The organism is Psittacicella gerlachiana, assembly GCF_003585965.1.
Classification (GTDB): domain Bacteria; phylum Pseudomonadota; class Gammaproteobacteria; order Enterobacterales; family Psittacicellaceae; genus Psittacicella; species Psittacicella gerlachiana.
Genome location: NZ_NRJF01000029.1, coordinates 16,007 through 33,995 on the forward strand (window position 1 = coordinate 16,007; position 17,989 = coordinate 33,995).

Annotated in this window: 10 protein-coding genes; 3 read left to right on the plus strand and 7 right to left on the minus strand. The window is 35.2% G+C overall.

Translation table 11 applies throughout. The annotated features are described in order from the left end of the window. Positions 1 to 50: 50 nt before the first annotated feature. Positions 51 to 1,352, plus strand: coding sequence for a thiamine-phosphate kinase (gene thiL / locus CKF59_RS01140; RefSeq protein ID WP_119534148.1), 1,302 nt, complete (start codon positions 51 to 53; stop codon positions 1,350 to 1,352). A gap of 39 nt (positions 1,353 to 1,391) precedes the next feature. Here the strand turns inward: thiL and CKF59_RS01145 are convergent, their stop codons facing one another. Further along, positions 1,392 to 3,272 (minus strand): subtype B tannase, encoded by a 1,881-nt coding sequence (locus CKF59_RS01145; RefSeq protein ID WP_119534149.1) that lies wholly within the window; start codon positions 3,270 to 3,272, stop codon positions 1,392 to 1,394. 150 nt (positions 3,273 to 3,422) lie between these two features. On the opposite strand from CKF59_RS01145, the gene aroB reads away from it, so the two are divergent. Beyond that, positions 3,423 to 4,568 carry a 3-dehydroquinate synthase gene (gene aroB, locus CKF59_RS01150; protein WP_119534150.1) on the plus strand — a complete coding sequence of 382 codons (1,146 nt, stop codon included), beginning with the start codon at positions 3,423 to 3,425 and terminating at the stop codon, positions 4,566 to 4,568. 26 nt (positions 4,569 to 4,594) lie between these two features. Next, complete coding sequence (locus CKF59_RS01155; RefSeq protein ID WP_119534151.1) at positions 4,595 to 5,455, plus strand: GNAT family N-acetyltransferase; 861 nt, start codon at positions 4,595 to 4,597, stop codon at positions 5,453 to 5,455. 54 nt (positions 5,456 to 5,509) lie between these two features. Here the strand turns inward: CKF59_RS01155 and CKF59_RS01160 are convergent, their stop codons facing one another. From CKF59_RS01160 to CKF59_RS01185, 6 genes are all read right to left on the minus strand, one after another. Beyond that, on the minus strand, positions 5,510 to 6,670 hold the full coding sequence (locus CKF59_RS01160) for a CDP-glycerol glycerophosphotransferase family protein (protein ID WP_222985464.1): 1,161 nt from the start codon (positions 6,668 to 6,670) through the stop codon (positions 5,510 to 5,512). A 69-nt stretch (positions 6,671 to 6,739) separates the two neighbouring features. Then, positions 6,740 to 7,663 carry a hypothetical protein gene (locus CKF59_RS01165; RefSeq protein WP_119534153.1) on the minus strand — a complete coding sequence of 308 codons (924 nt, stop codon included), beginning with the start codon at positions 7,661 to 7,663 and terminating at the stop codon, positions 6,740 to 6,742. A 451-nt stretch (positions 7,664 to 8,114) separates the two neighbouring features. After that, positions 8,115 to 9,272 carry a hypothetical protein gene (locus tag CKF59_RS01170; RefSeq protein WP_119534154.1) on the minus strand — a complete coding sequence of 386 codons (1,158 nt, stop codon included), beginning with the start codon at positions 9,270 to 9,272 and terminating at the stop codon, positions 8,115 to 8,117. Positions 9,273 to 9,806: 534 nt separating this feature from the next. Further along, positions 9,807 to 10,703 carry a metal ABC transporter solute-binding protein, Zn/Mn family gene (locus CKF59_RS01175; RefSeq protein ID WP_119534155.1) on the minus strand — a complete coding sequence of 299 codons (897 nt, stop codon included), beginning with the start codon at positions 10,701 to 10,703 and terminating at the stop codon, positions 9,807 to 9,809. A gap of 201 nt (positions 10,704 to 10,904) precedes the next feature. Continuing rightward, positions 10,905 to 15,422, minus strand: a complete 4,518-nt coding sequence (locus CKF59_RS01180; protein WP_119534156.1) for a translocation/assembly module TamB domain-containing protein — start codon at positions 15,420 to 15,422, stop codon at positions 10,905 to 10,907. A 3-nt stretch (positions 15,423 to 15,425) separates the two neighbouring features. Beyond that, entirely contained in the window at positions 15,426 to 17,906 is a 2,481-nt protein-coding gene (locus CKF59_RS01185) for an autotransporter assembly complex protein TamA (protein WP_119534157.1), read from the minus strand. Between the last annotated feature and the right edge of the window lie 83 nt (positions 17,907 to 17,989).

Here is a 17,989-nt window from a genome sequence, read left to right on the forward strand (position 1 = left end):
ATTATTTTGGAGGGACGTGATCTACGTCCCTATTTTTACAAGGAAAATTTATGGCACTTGGTGAATTTAATCTTATTGCAAAATACTTTGCTCAACCTCAAGAACTCCTTGGACACCCTATGGTCAGTGAAACTAGCGACCTTGGGGATGACTGTGCAATTGTGCAAGTAAAATCGGGATATGATTTGCTCGTAACTACCGATACCATGGTCGAAAACTCCCACTTCTATCCGGAAATTCATCCTTATGACCTTGGCTATAAGGCCGTAGTTACTAATCTTTCTGATATTGTCAGCAAGGGAGGAATTCCTACTTGGGTTAGCCTCGCTTTAACTTTGCCTCAAGCCCATCCAACTTGGCTCGAAGCTTTTTCTCAAGGTCTTTTTGATGCTTTACAAGTATATAATGTACGTCTAATTGGTGGAGATACGGTACAAGGAAAAGAACTTTCGGTTACCATTACCGCTCAAGGTACTGTAGCTCATAATCAAGCCTTTACTCGTAAAGCCGCTCAAGTAGGAGATGCGATTTTTGTTACCGGAACTCTAGGAGCTGCCTATGCTGGCTTTAGACTCCTCGAAGCTCTACATCAAAAATACTTTGCTAATTACTCTAATCCTATCACGACTTTTGCTCCTGCATTTACAGTAGGTGTAAGTACGCATAGTGTTTATCAAAGCTCACGTTTCCCGCTTATTAGTAGTCAAGAAGTAGACTATAGTTGCTTTATTAAAGATCCAAGTCAAGCAGAGTTTTATCGTAATCTTTGTCAAACTCTAATTGTAAAAAATCTTCATCCACAAACTCTCACTAAGTTTGTACAAAGATTCCATGGGTATGTCAATGCCTCTATGGATATTTCTGATGGCTTATTTAGTGATTTACGTCATATTCTTGAGTTAAGTCAAGTTAATGCCCAAATCAATTTAGAAGCCTTACCTGCTCACCCTTACTTAAAACCTCTCGTAGAACTCACAGATCCGCAACAGTTACTTCTTTCGAGTCCCGAGATCTTAGCTCTTAAAGGAGGCGAAGATTATCAAATTCTTTTCACCGTGGGAGCTGATAAGGTTGAGAGCTTTAAAGCAGAAATTGCTAAAAGTGGCTTACTCGGCTTAATTACTCAAATTGGTACTATTACTCCTGCAACTCCAGAGCAATTACAAGCAGCAAGAGCAAGTTCAGAAACCTTAGCAATAGGTTCAAACTTTGTCCCTCAAGTAAGCTACTATAAAAATGGAGAGGAAGTAAACTTAAGTCAATTAATTGAACAAGATATTTTCACTAAAACTCAAGATCAAGAGTTAGCCCACAAAACAGTCAACTCCTTAATCTTTGAGCATTTTAATTAAACGAAAAAAGAACACCTCAGCTGTAGGTGTTCTTTTCAATTATTCTTTACTTGGTTCAGCACTAATAGCACTTTTTAAACGCTGAAAAGAATCTTTGATGGCTGCTCCGGTTTTTTGCACAAAGTTAGGATGAGAAATCTTATCTATCCACGCAAAAAGCTCAGGCAAATTATAATTTACTTGATTCGCTCGATTCCATACTAATTTAAAATCCAGCTCAACCTTTTGTTGTTGCAATTGTTGAGCAAAAATAATTGGTAAAGCAATTGGATAGTAATTATCAAAGGTTCCTTGACGCATCCACCAAAACTTAGTTACAGGAGCTTGAGTTTGTAAATAATAACTCGGATTAAAAGCTTGTACTAGAGCTTGAGAAGCATGAGTTTGCTGTGGACTATGTAACTCTTGATACTTACTAAAGTGCTGTTTAGCAAAGAGACGATTATAAGGTGAACTTAAATCCGTGGCATCTACAAAGAGAGGAAAATTCGCTCTCCCTACAGCAGCTTGATAAGCAAAAGTATGCATTGCTGTCACTTTACCTTCATGTACAACTAACCATGGATAAAGCGTTAAATCTAACTCAGGGGTTTGTTCTAAAGCCTCTTGAGCAGCTTGAATAAAGTAATGTTCAATTAAAGTACGAAAAGAGCCATTACCATCAGGATTTAAGCCATAAGTTTGTTTAGCTTCACCAAGATTTAAATTATTTACATAGTGAATAAATTCATGCTGTAACTCTTGGCTAATTTCTAGTTGTTTTGCGGTAAAAGGAATAGCTTTACTTGCCGTCTCAGAAGTTCCAGGTAAAGGACGCAGTTGTTGTTCATGAACGCTACTAAAGCCCCATTCATAAGCCATATCTGCATGCTCTAAATTAAAATAAGGTGCATATAAGGCTATGGCATATACTTGTCCTTGGCTAGGTGCGGCTTGAAGATCGGCAAGCTCTTCTTCGATTAGCGTCCCTAAAGGCATACCCAGTAAACTTATAATATTAGCTCCGCCATTTCCGGCAAGAGCAATAATACGTTTAGCATCACCAGGCATAGAGGCTGCATTAAACGCTAAGTAGTTTACGGCTGCTTGAGCATCAACAAGAGAAGCGGGAGCATAACCTGTAGCTTGCCCTTGACTGTTTACCGCCTCACTACCTCGCATTCCAACACTCACCACCACATATCCTTGAGCTAAAGCTTGAGCAATGAGATTTCCTTCAAGATTTGGCAAATCTAAACTTGCTTCTCCTGAAGACGGTGTAGGCGTAGGTTCTAGCTGCTCATTTGAGTTATTCTCATTAAGCGATTTAGTCACATAACCTATGCCCGAGGTAACTTTTTCGCCAATTGCCGAGACTCCATCTTTGGCAGTAGTCACAAGATTGCCTAATTGTTTAGCAATTGCTTGTGGGGTAGAAATTTGTTGATTAAGAGTAAGATTATACTTATTCCCTAATACTAAGAGTCCTCGGTTATCCACTTGATAACTAAACTTTACGGTTGCTGTTGCCTCAGCTTGTTCTTTTTTAGTCGTTGCCTCTGTTTGAGACTCAACATCAACTTGTGGTTCGACAACTAAGGCTGGTAGTACCTCAGGAGCTACTGAGGTAAACTTATCCATACGATTAATTAACAAAATAGGTGCAGTACTCTGACTATAACCATTGAGTTCTTTTCCTGCAAAATAATCAGCAGGAATATAAATATTCATTCTTTGATATTCAGGATTAGTTGGTGCTCCTAAATACAGCACATTTTCATATGCTCTTACTCTGATAACTTTATCTCCCAGCATAAAAGTTTTATCAACATAATTAGCTTCGGGGATAAAATTTAAAGATTTGATTTCTTCTGCTCTCGTATCTAAAGAAGGAAGAAAACCAAGCAAAGAAATAAAGACAAATAATTTATTTACTCGCATATTTCTCCTCTAGAATTTTGTATGCGCCTATTATACTAAAATTTAGCATCTAAGATTTAGGCAATTACAATTTGCAAAAAAAGCTCGGGCATCAAAGCTATAAAAGTAGTAAAATATAATTGTAAAAAATAAATCTTAGAGAGATAAAATATGACCACATCTAGACTTTTAAGTCAGGTACATGTTACCTTACCTGATAATAAATCGTACGATATTTTAATTGGTAGTCATCTTTTAACCGATGTTAAATATTTAAGTCCTTATTGTAAAGGGCGTGAAGTACTAATTGTAACTAACCCTACGGTAGCTCAATATCACTTAAATTCTTTACTCCAAGGCTTAGGTAATATCTGTAGTAAACTAAATGTTGTTGAAGTTATTGATAGTGAAGAAGCTAAAACTTCACCTTACCTTGAGCAAATTTACACAAGTTTATTAGAGCACAATTATTCTCGTCGCTCTTTAATTATTGCTTTAGGAGGCGGAGTAATTGGGGATCTTGCAGGCTATGCGGCTGCTACCTATCAACGGGGGATAGATTTTTTACAAATTCCTACTACTTTATTAGCTCAGGTAGATTCTTCGATTGGAGGTAAAACTGCGATCAATCATAAGCTCGGAAAAAATATGATTGGTGCTTTCCACCAACCAGTAAATGTTCTTATTGACCTAGAAGTCTTAAAAACTCTTCCCGATCGTGAATTATCTGCAGGTCTAGCTGAGGTAATTAAATATGGATTTATTTTCTCGGCAGAATTTATCGAATATCTCGAACATAATCTTGACCGTTTAAGAGATAAAGACCTTGCCACTCTCGCTCAAACTATTGCTCGTTGTTGCGAGTTTAAAGCGAAAGTAGTGGCTGAAGATGAAAAAGAAACGGGAGTGAGAGCCTTACTAAATCTAGGTCATACTTATGGACATGCAATTGAAGCTTGCCAAGGCTATGGTAACTGGTTACATGGAGAGGCAATAAGTACAGGAATGGTATTAGCTGGATTAACTACCTTAGAAATAATCCAACAAAACCATGCTACCGATATCGCCTTAAACTTTACCCATGGAGACCTTGAACGCGTAAAACAACTGCTTACCCGTGCAGGATTACCGATTCATATTCCAGAAAATATGGATAGTGATAGCTTCTTAAAATACATGGCTCGAGACAAGAAAAATCTTGCTAATCAAATCGTACTTGTTCTCTTTGCCCATTTAGGACAAGCTTATGTTGAAAAATATGTAAGCCATGATACGATTAGAAAAATAATTAACACTTACAAAGGCTATGCGAGTTAGCCCTATAACTTTTTTAAGGTTACTTCATGAGAGAATTCCTTACATCTATTTCTTATCCTTCATTGAACGAAGACGGTAGTATTCTAGTTAGCCCAGAGCTAAGTTTAGAGCCGATCAAAGTTGACCATGTTAAAGAAATGTGGCCTCAAGTAAAAGAAAGCCAAGAGCATTTAGCACGCTTTTTACCTTGGGCTGAAAATGCTTCCAAAGAAAGTCTGACACAATACTTTGCAAAATGTGAAGAAGATTTTGTTGCTAATACCAATCGAGTTTATGCCATTAGAGTTAACAACCATCTTTTTAAAAAACAAGTGGTAGGTTGTATTTCTTTAAAACTCAACTTTGTGGGAAAAAACTATCCCGGCAATGCAGAATTAGGCTATTACCTTTTCCAAGATGCTACAGGGCATAACTTTACTCATGAGGCGGTACAAGCTTTATGTACGGTTACCTATACTCATGACAATGTACAAAGATTTGAAATTAAAGTAAGAGTAGAAAATACTGCCTCTCGTAATGTCGCTCTCAAACTTAATGCTAAGTTTGAAGGGGAATTACGTAACTACTTTGGTCAAGATTATTGTCTTTATAGTTATGTGCTTCCGGATGACTTTATTCAACAAAACCAACTAATTAACGATCGTCTTGTTGAAGGTGAGGGCTTAGCGATAGCTCCATTTTCGATTGAAAATCTAGAAGAGGTTAATGTTGAAGAATTAGCGGAAGCAACGCGTCAAGCTACCAATAATCTTAATCAAGCTGAAGCCCAAAATATGGTTTCACGTATCGTAGCTCAACAAAATGCTTCGGTTACGAATAATGAAGAATTTGAAATTGAAGCGGAACAAAGTGCGGTAGATAATTCTGAAGCAAAAACTTCAAATTAATCCCAAAAGCAAAAGAGAGAAGTCGGTTACTTGAACAGACTTCTCTCTTTGCCTTTAAGCTTTTTGTTGTAAAAGTTTAATAAAAGTATCCTTCTCGGTTTCGGTGCTTCCGATTAAATACTCTTTAGCTTGTTTTCTTTGTTCTTGCTTATAATCATCCCCACCTAAAACGCGTTCTAATTCACTATATAGCTCTTCTAAAGTTGACCAAGTATAAGCATAATAATCATAACTCATATTACTCTTAGAAATTTGGATTTTCTTATCTTTAGGCACATACACAAATATAGGTCCATTAGCAGCTATACAATCTGAAACCACTCCTGAAATATCACAAAGAAAAATATTTGATTCCACTAATACTTCATTTAAAGGTTGCAATTTATTGACAACTTTATGCTCCACCCCTTTTTCATCAAGAGATTGAGAAATCTGCTCTTCAATATTTAATAAAAGCTTATCACGATTTCCAGTCATAGGATGAAACTTTGCATTTACCGGAAGCTTAAATTTTTCAGCAATAAAACTAAGAATCTTTGTTGCATGTTTTACTGAAGAGTAATTTGTTTCCTCAAAAACTCCTTCCCAAGTTGGGAGGTATAAAACACTAGGCTTTCTCTCTTGCCAATTAGTTTTAGTTTGCTCAATTACTGCTTTTAAGGAAGGACGCCCTACTTTAACAAAATCGGTGCTAATTGTAAAACCGGCATTGGCAAATCTATCGATATGAGCTTGACCGGCAACCCAAATTTGATCATAAACTCTAAAGAATTTATGTGCACTTGAGGTCTTATCACTATCTCCATGCCCAATAAAAATATGTTCAAATTGAGTATAACGTAAAGTATGAATTAAATTTGCGGTATTTGACGGATAAAGAATATACTTTAAGCTACTAATCTTTTCCACCACTTGCTCTATATCATCAATTCTTTTACAAAAGACCACATGTAAGTATGGATAATTTTCTTTAAGCCAATTAAACATTTCTTTATTTCTTACAAGAATAAAGAAATTAATTTTTGCTTTACATAAATAAGGAATCCATAAAGCAACTTGATTTGGACCAGCTTTTATACTTTCTCCAGTATGCACGGCATGGGTATAAGAAATAAAAGGATTAAAGTTGTGCATTTCTAAAGTTGTAGCTTTCGTTTTAGATTTAGGTTTAGCAGTTTTAACTCCAATATTTTGATTAACCCTTTTAGTTACCATATCCTTAAAAAATAACTTCGGATTTTTTACTAATTTACTCAGCTTACTCATGATGACCTCAATATCAAATTAGTTTTTCTCTACTCTCTCTAATAATCCTTTTAACTGCTGATCTAAAGAACGTCTATATAAGAGGCTAACTCGTTTTCGATGATCTCCAACTACTATTTGGATATAAATATAATTATCGACTAAGGAGATCCCCTCAGCTTCCCAATGCTTCTCTTTCCCACTCTTTAAAGCTATATCCTTTCCCGCTTCAATAAATTCACGTCCCAGTAATTTTCCATCCAAAGTATAAGTCAACAAAAGCTTGGGAAAATTTATGTCATATAACCCAAGAAAAACATAGATCAATTTACCGTCACTAGCTATACCTTGCACGGGATACTGTTTAGAATTACTTAAAGGATCTAAAAGAAATTGCGAAATAAACTTCTCACTCCAATCTAAGGTGGTTAGTTCTTGAGCTTTTAAATCCCATACCCTTAGATATTTTTGTTGAGCTTTTTCACCTACTGCAATTAGATATTCTCCCGTAGTAGCAATCGCTGGGGTAGTATTTCCTCGCTCTTGAAAATCAGGAGAAAATAAACGAACCCGTAAAATATTGCTTGGAGCTTGATTTTCAAGATATTGAAATCTTACTGCATAGTGTCCATAGTTAGTTATCCCAAATCCAGCTGATGTCCAAAAGTACACTTGCGAATCAATCAGTTGTACACTAATTCCTTGGTGTCCTAAAAGCTGACTTCCTATACTTGAAGATTTTCCTTGAATGGTATACGTCTGAGGATCATAAACGTACTTGGTAATACAGGAAAATCCTGTATTACAAACTCTTTGAGAATAGGCTTGCTCTAACTGAGGTAATAAAACAAAACCTTGCTCTACATTACCAACTCTACTTCCTACTGGTTGAAGTTGATGCACTAATTGCCAATTATGATTGCTTTTAGTTTGTTCTTGTAAAGTCAAAGGCGGTAATTGCATTACCTGTGATCTTAAAGATAGCCTAGGATTGAAATAAACCACAGCAAATAAACAAAGCAAAAGAATAAGGAATATAATTTTTTGCATTTAATTTCTACTCTGTTTAAATTTAAGAGTACTTAAGTTTTCATAGATCTAACTTTAGTTTAAATTTTGTCCACGACAAAAGGGAGTGGTAAAAAACCACTCCCCTGCTGAGAAATTAATAAATTAAGCTACCCCCCCCCCAGCAAAAATCCCTTAATAAACACATATTTATTAAGATTTTACTGAGAGGCGATAATAAATAGCGATTATAATACCGATTACAACAGCTATTATTCTCAGTCGGGGTGATTATAGCAATTAAGCTTATTGAGAAAATATTTTTGTCGCCTATATTATAATCGATCTTAAGAAGAAGATGAAAATTATTAGAAAAGAGAAGTCGCACGACTTCTCTTTTTGGGATTTAAGCTTCTTGTTGTAAAAGTTTAATAAAGGTATCACTTTCAGTTTCGGTACTACCAATTAAATACTCTTTAGCTTTTTTTCTTTGCTCCTGTTTATAATCGTCTCCTCCTAAAACTCGTGCTAATTCAGCATATAGTTCTTCAAGAGTTGACCAAGTATAAGCATAATCATCATAACTCATATTACTCTTAGATATTTGCAAATGCTTATCCTTAGGAACATAAACAAAAATTGGACCATTAGCGGCAATACATTCAGAAACTACGGCTGAAATATCACAAATAAAAATATTTGCTTGCCCGATGCCTTCATTAATAGGTTCTAATTTACTCACGACTTTAGCTTCTATCCCCTTAGCTAAAAGAGATTTTATAACATTAGCTTCAATATTGTCTAAGAAGGAATCACGAGTACCTGTTAAAGGATGAAATTTTACGCTAACCGGTAAATTTAATTTCTCTCGCACATGAGTTAGAATACTCCCCGCATGTTTTACAGAAGAGTAATTAGCTTCTTCCAAGACTCCCTCCCAAGTTGGTAAGTATAAAACATTATAGTTGCGCTCGTGCCATGCTTCTTTAGTTTGTACAATTACTTCTTTTAATGATGGTCTTCCTACTTTAACAAACTCCGATGCTATACTAAAACCCGCATTCGCAAATCTATCTATATGCGCTTGACCGGCAACCCAAATTTGATCATATACCCTAAAGAACTTATGTGCACTTGCTGATTTATCACTATCACCATGTCCAATAAAAATATGCTTATACTCAGAATAACGTAAGGTATGAATTAAATTTGCAGTATTTGAGGGATATAAAATAGAATGCACCGAGTCAATATTGGTGAGTAATTGCTCTACATCTTGATCTCTTTTACAATAAGCAACAGATACAAAAGGATAGGTCTCTTTAAGCCAATTTAACATCTCTCTATTTCTTACAAGGATAAAGAAATTTATTTTGGCTTTACAAAAATAAGGAATCCATAACACCAAATGATTTGGTCCTGCTTTAATAGTTTCACCTGTATGCAAAACATGAGTATACTTATTTAACACATTAAAATTATGTAACTCGAGAGTTTTTTTTGATTCTTTTTTCTGAGCTGTTGCTTGAGAGCTATCTCCCTTGTTAATACGCTTATTTACCATATCCTTAAAAAATAACTTTGGACTTTTTATTAATTTACTCAACTTACTCATTAAGACCTCTATATTCGTTAGTTTCTTAACTGCTGATTTAAAGTACTTCAATCTCGAAGATAAATTGAGTTTTTTGACTCCCTACATCGGTGATTGCAACCACAAAAAACCTTTCCTTTACTTATACGATTATCCTTATTACAGCGTATAAGCTTTGAGCAATTTACTCCAAACTTTACTTTAAATTTTGTCCACGACAAAAGGGAGTGGTAAAAAACCACTCCCCTGCTGAGAAATTAATAAATTAAGCTACCCCCCCCCCAGCAAAAACTCCTTAATAAACATCTATTTATCAAGATTTTACTGAGAGGCGATAATAAATAACTATCATAATCTCTACTACAATAGCTATTATTCTCAGTCGGGGTGATTATAGCAATTAATCTTATCGAGAAAATATATTTAGATGCCTATATTATAATCGATCTTAAGAAGAAGATGAAAATTATTAGAAAAGAGAAGCCTTACGACTTCTCTTTCTCATTATTTAGTTAAAGTTTTGTTATAACCATCAACAATCGTATAAACTGTTTTTTGTAACATATCTAAGTATGTTGGTACAGGACCATCAACATCAGTTAAGGTATCTACATAGAGATAACCACCAAATTGAGCTCCTGTTTCTTTCATAATTACTTGCATAGGTTTGATATCCATAGTTGAACCAGAGAATACCACTTTAATGCCATTATCACGTACTAAATTAATAATACGAGTAATTTGTGCTGGAGTTCCTACATCTTCAGCATTTACTGGCCAAATAGAATCATATCTTAAACCTATATCACGTGCAAGATAAGAGAAAGCTGATTCTGAAGTAATTAAGTACACTCCTGATAAGTTATTTTTGCTAATAAAAGTACGTACATCGTTTTCCATTTTATTTAATTTTTCGATGTAAGCTTTTGCATTAGCCTCATAACCAGCCTTGTTTGCAGGATCATATTTAACTAAAGCTGCGGTAATATTTTGTACGTAAATATAAGCATTAGTTAAAGACATCCAACCATGAGGGTTAGGTTTACCCGCATAAGGTCCTTCATTAATTAAAGATGGCTCTACCCCTTCAGAAGCTACCACTACAGGAATTTTTTTTGCACGTTGATAAAAACGTTCAAACCATTTTTCTACCCCTAAACCATTAGTAATGATTAAGTCTGAGCGATTTAAAGCAACTAAATCACGAGAAGTTGGCTCATATTCGTGAATTTCAGCCCCAATTGGAGTTAAAGACTCAACTTGGGCATAACTACCAGCAATATTTTTCGTAATATCAGCTAATACCGTAAAGGTAGTAACTACACGTAAAGCCAAAGCATTAGAAGTAAAAGTCAATGCTGACAAAACAGCAACAAAAATAAAAGCAATTTTAGTTTTCATAGTGTTTCTAAAAAAGGAGATTGAGATTTCTGTTCTTCATTAACTATTTTGCACCTAGTTAAAAAATCACAGCCCTCTATGTAACCGATACCTATATTATACCTAAAAACCTCTTCACAAATGCAAATAATTATCATTTAATTCTAATCTTATTGATTTATAAAGAAAAAAGGTCTAGAATCTCTAGACCCTTAAATTTATTTACCAAGCGGTAGAGTAAACCACATCTGCAGCTGCACTCACCCCACGAGATACTCGTAAGAATACTTTTGGTAGTACACGATATGAAGCACTAATCGTATTTAAACCGTCAAATAAACCATAAGCATAGTTTAATCTTACTTTATTAAATACTGTACCTGAAATATTTACTTTTGAGTTTTCTCCTGATCCTGAAGTAGTTACTTGAGTATTTTTAATGCCAAAGGCATTACCAATTTGCTCAAATAAACTAATAGATGAAGTTAACGAAGAAGTAAATAACTGTAGACCTACTCCATCGTCATCACTATCACTTGCAGTACCGGTTAAAAGATAATTAATCTTTTGATTTTGGGATAAAGAAGCTGGAGTCGAGAATAAACTAATATTTGGTTTAGTTGCTAGCCCTTGTACTTGTACCCCCACAGTTACATTATCCATCACATAATTAGGATCACGAATTGCACGAATATAAATATTTGGAATAACTGATAACCCATTAAAAGTTATTTCTCCACGTTGGATAATTAGATTTTGTCCATACTGACGGAAGGTTCCATTTTCAATGGAAATATTTCCAATAATTGATGGAGACTCAGCATAAGTTACATCTAAATTTCCTACTAAACTTGCATTAACCCCATAGGCATCAAAAATTAAGTTATCACCTAGAGTAACTTTAATATTTGCTAAGAGATTACTTGGCGTATCTTTACCATCAATAATGGTAGTATCTACAAGATTATCATTGGTAACAAAAACCACGTCTCCGCTAGGAGCAAGATAAGTTGCATCATCAGAAGAAGCTACAGTTAGAGTTCCGTCATGAACTCGAGCTTGCCCGTTTACGGTTAAGAAATTATTAGCATATTCAGCGGTAATATCTGTATCAACTAAGGCTACACCATAATCCATTAACTTAGTACGCAGATCTTTGGCTTGTACTCGTACATTTGAGGTTAATTGTTCAATAGTATTCCAATCTGCACTACCACTAATTTCAATTGCCGTAGAATCTGTAGGTAAATCCCCTAGAATATCTGCTTTACGTCCATCAAAACTTAAAACTAAAGCCCCTTTACTAATGGTAAATGGTAAATCCACCATCGCTACATTTAAGTCTGAAGCTCCGGTTTGCCCATAAAGTAAAGGTTGACGTAAAGTCCCTCCAAACTCTAAGTTCGCATACATATTCCCTGTAATTTGTTGAGTATTATCTAGCAGAGGTTTAATTAGATTCAGACTTAAACTATCAAGAATTAGCGATCCCGCTAGAGTTTGTTGCTTAAAGAGATCTCCTACGGTAACATTTAAGCTTACATTACCTTGGCGATTAATTTGTAAGCTTCCCTTAGTTTGTAAGTCATTACCTTTAAGACTCGAAGTTAAATCTAAATCATAAATACTCACTTTAAATGGACGTACATCTATCAGCTGATGATAATCTACTTGGCTACTTGCTAAGTTTACGCTTAATTGCGATTTCTCACTATTTAAATCTTGGAGATCGAGAGCAAAATCTGCGGTAGCTTTAACTTTCCCCTGCATAAAGATTTTATTTTCTTTTAATAAAGAATTAAGCAGGTCTAAGTCTAAGTTAGTAGAGATTTTTCCCGTTAAAGATTTAGAATCATAAACTAAATCAGTTTCATTAGTTAAATTAAACTGATTATTGCTTACCGTAAATGGAGATACAGTAAAGTTAAAGTTATTGGTATTAAGATTAACTTTAATATCCCCATCGGTAGTTTTAAAGTTTTTTAGGTTAAGAGCAACTAGATCTAAGCGATTTAAAGATATATCAGCAGTTAAATCTCCCGCTTTTGATAAAGTAAAATTATCTATTTCCGTTAAAAGCACGGCTTGATTTGAACTAAAATCAATATTTACAATATTTTGCGGATCACCATTATAGGTTACTTTAGCATGATTAATGACTAAATCATTAATGGTTGATTTCGCTAAAGATAAATTCGCCTCCCCCGTTAAACTCTCATCCATGGTTAAGTCTAACTTGGTATGGAATTGATTAATATTTAAATTAACTCCTGAAGCTTGATAGTGCACATAAGGAGTATTAATTGTCCCTTGTAAACTTGGTACAAGAATACTTCCTGCAAGTTTTAAGTTCGCTTGCGAATTAATTTTTAACCCAGGCACCAGTTTACTTAAATCAACTAATTTAAGATCTAAATTAAAATCTGATTGACGATTTAAACTTCCCTCTACACGCACATGGTTTTCAAGATACTCAGCATTAACCTTTTGGGCTAATAAACCAAATACCGAGTCCACCCCGAGAAGCAGATTCCCCTCGAAAGGACGTTGATCTAAAGTACCTACAAAACTAGCTTCTTTGAAAAAAGCACTCCAGTCTTGTTGGGAATTATAAATCGCCCCTAAATTAAACGAGCCTGAAATGGTTAAATCTTTAATTTTTCCGAGATCAGCAAAATCTTGTACACGAATATCTTTAGCTTTTAACAGCCCTTGCAGTACCAGTTGCTTGTTGTAATCAAACTGGAAATAAGCATGTAGAGCTGGTTGTACTTTTGCTTTATGTTGATTTACAAAAGTAATCTCTGTCGCAAATTTTTGTGGGACATTCACAAGACTAGCATTAAAAGCATAGTTTTGTTGCTTAAAGAGTAAATTGGTACTTAATTTAGCATTAAGATTATTTACTCTCCCTTTTGCCGTAAGATTTAAATCACTAATTTTTGTTCCTGCATCTAAAGCTAGGGTAGCTAATTGGAGATTAAGATCCATTGGCCAATAAGGACGTCCCGTATCTAAATCTAGCATTAAAGAAAGCTGAGCGTTCTGAGCCTTATTAGTGGCAAGAATTTGCACATTGCTATAAGCTTTACCCGTTGCCGAAATATTAGCATCTATAGCTACAGGTAAAGACACTAAAGGTAACTTGTGTACTTTTAAGGCAATTTGAGCATTTAAATCACTAGTACGAGCTAAAAAATCTACTTGAGCTTCTAACTCTACATCTCCAGAGACCTTAGCTTTTAAGTTTGCTTGCTCGGGGGTTAAGTTACCATCAAGACTAATATTATTTACTTGAAAAGTATCAGATGTAGCTACTTCAGGTTCTAATCCTTTTACCTTATAAGTATAAAAACTCAGATTTACTTCATTTACCGTAACATTTTGGCTCGTTAAGGCAAGAGGTAAATTTAACTGGGTATTAGTCAAGAAAAAGTCACGTAATGGCGTACGGAAAAACTTAAAGCTATCGGCAATTTGAGAGCTTACCTTAGAGGCAGGAAGTTCTTTGCCTTGCCCTTCAGGTTTAACAAATTTAAACTCACCCTGATAGCCAGTTAAACTTTGCCATAATTCTTGGTCATTCTCAGGAGTAGTTTCTTCTACTACCGCAGAATTAAGTTCATTAGTTTGTTGCTCAAACTGCTCTTCACTTAAAAGCTGTGGCAGGCTAATCTCAAAGTCATTAGCGTCATTAGCATTTTGTTTATATTCTAAAGAAAATGCTTGCTTAATTTGCGAAAAAGCTTGACTGAAAGAACCTGCTTGTAAATTTAGATATTTACTTAATAATTTTTGTAATTCTGGAGGTAAAGCCTTACCTTCAAATTTTGGTTGTTCCTGCTCCGTTGCTTGTATAACTTCAGGAGGAGTTTGCGAGGCTAGATCGTTATTAACTGCAGAAGCTACTTCCTGTCCGTATTGAGCATAGCTTAATTTACCAAGACTTACATCTCCAAGATCATATGCCGTAGGACGATAACGTACCGCTCCTACTTGCAATTGATCTAAGCTAATTACCATAGGATCAGTGAGATACTGATTAAATACCGATTGCGGATAACTACCTAGCTTAAACTCAGTTAAAACCGGTTTGTAATTTGTCGAAGCTTGACCATCCTGACGTAACTCTTGATTTAAGTGTTGTTGGTATAAACCTATGTTTTTTCCAACCACTACTTGTAAATCGGTAATCTTTGCCTGTTCTAAAACTATATCTAACCATTCAGGCACTCCTGATGATGGTTGCTCTTGATAGTTAGGATTAGCTAAATTATTTGGATTATAAGCTTTGCCCGTACCGTAAAGTAAAGCTTGCGGATCAAGCTGAGTCTCATCACCCGTAGCTAGGGTTACTTGGGTTTGCTCAAGATTGAGATTATCAAGACAAACTTGCTTACGTACCAAACAGCCTATATCAAGATGTAAAGTTGCATAAGCTACTTTTACATCAACTAAAGTAGGAATAGGCTCATCTTGTTCAGTTTCAGGTTTAAGGGTAACCTGAGGATTATATTTATAATTTTGTGAAATATAATGTAGATTGGTAATCTTAATTCCGGAAGAAAAACTACCTTCTACTTTTTCCCAAGTTAAACCTGGAACTTTTGTCGCCACAAAATTTAAGACCTTAGTACTTAAGGTAGAAGAAAACCATACGGATGCTCCTGCGACAACACTTACCCCGACAAGAGCTCCAAGGGTTATTCCTGTATATTTAAAAATTTTCTTAAGTCGCATATTTTAGAAAGAAGCATTAATATTTATATAAAAGGCGATTTTACTCCATTGAAATCCTGGTTGCAATGGATAAGCAATATCAAAACTAGCATAACCTACAGGTAAGTAATATCTTACCCCTATACCTGCACCATAATACCAATCTTTGAGATTTTTAACACTTACGGTATCAGATGAATCCCCTCCATCTACAAACACCGCTCCTTTTAAATTATCTACAATCGTACGGAGATATTCAGCCGTAAATTCTATTTGCTTATTCGCCCCTATATCTTCATTTCCTTTATAAGAAGAAATCGACTGATAACCATAACCACGAATCGAGTTCATCCCTCCCGAATAAAAACGTAAACTCGGAGCTACTTTATTAAAGTTATTAGAGTTAATTACTCCATATCTAAATCCTAAAAGCAGACCATTTTTCTCGGTTAACTGGAAAGTATGTTTTAAACGCATAATAAAAGCATTGTAACTTACATTTCCTGATAAGAGTTTCTCTAAGCCAAAGGTAGTACGGAAAGTAAAGGAAACATCTGTAGTTAACCCTGAACGAGCAAAGATAAACTCGCCATAAGTTAAACCTTGATTACTACTTTCACCTAGCTCTTGCCATAAATCCTTACGTAAATATAGGGTCGAAGTAAATTGCCAGTTATTGGTTGGCATTCTTACATAACTAAAATAACCTACAGCTGAACGACTATAGTAGAGTAATGAAGATTGGTAAGCTCGCTCTAAATAAAAACCTACGGTAAAGTACTTGGTTAACGGACTATAAAGATATGGATGACGGTAGTAAGTCTCTACCCTTTGGGTTAATTTCGATAAATAAGCATTAGCTGCAATACTTCCACCCCAACGGTTTACATAATAACGATCGTAGTAAGCTGAAGTACGTACTCCCTCGGTAGTATCATAACCAGCAGATAACTCAAGATTATTTGGTTTACCTTTGGTGAGGTTATAAGTTAAGTCTACGGTACGATTTTCCTTATTTACTTCACTACTTAAGTCCACGGTATCAAAGTTACGTGAAGCTTGGAGATAAGCAATCGAACGACTTACATCGGTTTCACTATAATCATTACCTACCTGTAAACCGGTCATATAGTAGGTTAAACGAGGATCAAGCGGTCCACCTACGACCTTAATCGAATTAATCTTATACCTACTTCCAGTATCTAAGTCGAGATTCCAACGAGCAAGAGCTTTTTCTTTATTTACTAATACTTGAGAAACCTTATACTGAGCATCAAGATATCCCGCTTCTTGAGCTTTACTTAGGAGTTCGTCTTTAACCTCTGTATAATCTTGAGCTTTAAAAATCGTCCCCGCAGGCGTAATTTTACTCGCTATTTCATAAAGGCTTTGTAATCCCGAACCAGAACCACGAATAATAATTTGCGAAGTATCAGTTAAACGTACTGGCTTGCCAAGAACTACACTTACTTTAAACTCTTGTTCACTAATACGATCAACCTTAACATCAGCATCATAGAAACCATAAGCTTGCACCGCACTATTTACCAGTTTCATAATTGTAAATAAGTGACGTAAAGAGCCATCAGCATTTATTTCACTAATGGTGCTTATAGCATTAAAAACATTGCTTGCTACTTGAGCATAGAGATTATCTCCCGCCGCTTCTTGTTGTTCTTTTGAGCCTAAACCAAAAACTTGAGTTTTAAATTTACCGGTAGTTACGGTAAAACTTTGCGAAGATTTTAATAAATCAGCATTGGTATACTGAGTATAGTTTGCATTGTCAGTTAAAACGTTTGACCCTTGATTACTAAAAAGTAATGGAGGCGTTTGTTGCTTTTGTGCTAAAGGAGTGTAATAGTTAACAAAGAGCGAACGATAATAAGCATGGATCACCTGTAAAACATTAGGTGACTTTTCTTGTTCAGCCTTAAAAGCTTTATAGTCTATAGGCTGAGCTTTACTTAGTTGCTCGACCACACAAGGTTGCGAAATATATCCCTCTAAACCTGGAACATTGAGTTTTTTACTTAACTCTGCAAGAGCTAAATATAGCTCTTGAGCATTTCCTTGTTGCATCGCCTCTTGAACTTGGTTAAGCTTATCAAGACTTAAATTACTTAAAGTTTTAGTATCTACTGCTTGAAAGTTAGAGGCTACTTGTAACTGCTGTTGGCAGCTAGCTAAAGCCTGATACACCGAGTTAATAAATTGATAAGTAACTGGATAACTGGTTAAGCCGAGATGACGTATATCATTTTTGCTAATATACAACTTAAGTGCAGTTAAAGCATTGTAGCCATTAGTAATCTCTGGAGTCGTTTGCTGATTATTCGCTACTTTAAAAGTTGTTTGATCATTTTGGTAAGTTATGATTAAGCCATCACGGGTAACAGTATTACCCTCTTGCTTGACAACTTCACCTTCTTGAGCAAAGCTTGTAGCACTCAAAAAAGCACCCAAGATTGGCAAATATAACTTATGAAATTTATAATATTGCATATCTCAAATCTTAAATATTGATAAATACCACTTCCCTTAAAATCATTGATTTAGAGGAAAAATGCGTTATTCTCTTAGACAAA

What these genes read in the sequence shown, in the direction of transcription:
- thiL (WP_119534148.1), top strand. Translation starts at nt 51, where the DNA reads ATGGCACTTGGTGAATTTAATCTTATTGCAAAATACTTTGCTCAACCT.
- CKF59_RS01145 (WP_119534149.1), bottom strand. Translation starts at nt 3,272, where the DNA reads ATGCGAGTAAATAAATTATTTGTCTTTATTTCTTTGCTTGGTTTTCTT.
- aroB (WP_119534150.1), top strand. Translation starts at nt 3,423, where the DNA reads ATGACCACATCTAGACTTTTAAGTCAGGTACATGTTACCTTACCTGAT.
- CKF59_RS01155 (WP_119534151.1), top strand. Translation starts at nt 4,595, where the DNA reads ATGAGAGAATTCCTTACATCTATTTCTTATCCTTCATTGAACGAAGAC.
- CKF59_RS01160 (WP_222985464.1), bottom strand. Translation starts at nt 6,670, where the DNA reads ATGGTAACTAAAAGGGTTAATCAAAATATTGGAGTTAAAACTGCTAAA.
- CKF59_RS01165 (WP_119534153.1), bottom strand. Translation starts at nt 7,663, where the DNA reads ATGCAATTACCGCCTTTGACTTTACAAGAACAAACTAAAAGCAATCAT.
- CKF59_RS01170 (WP_119534154.1), bottom strand. Translation starts at nt 9,272, where the DNA reads ATGGTAAATAAGCGTATTAACAAGGGAGATAGCTCTCAAGCAACAGCT.
- CKF59_RS01175 (WP_119534155.1), bottom strand. Translation starts at nt 10,703, where the DNA reads ATGAAAACTAAAATTGCTTTTATTTTTGTTGCTGTTTTGTCAGCATTG.
- CKF59_RS01180 (WP_119534156.1), bottom strand. Translation starts at nt 15,422, where the DNA reads ATGCGACTTAAGAAAATTTTTAAATATACAGGAATAACCCTTGGAGCT.
- CKF59_RS01185 (WP_119534157.1), bottom strand. Translation starts at nt 17,906, where the DNA reads ATGCAATATTATAAATTTCATAAGTTATATTTGCCAATCTTGGGTGCT.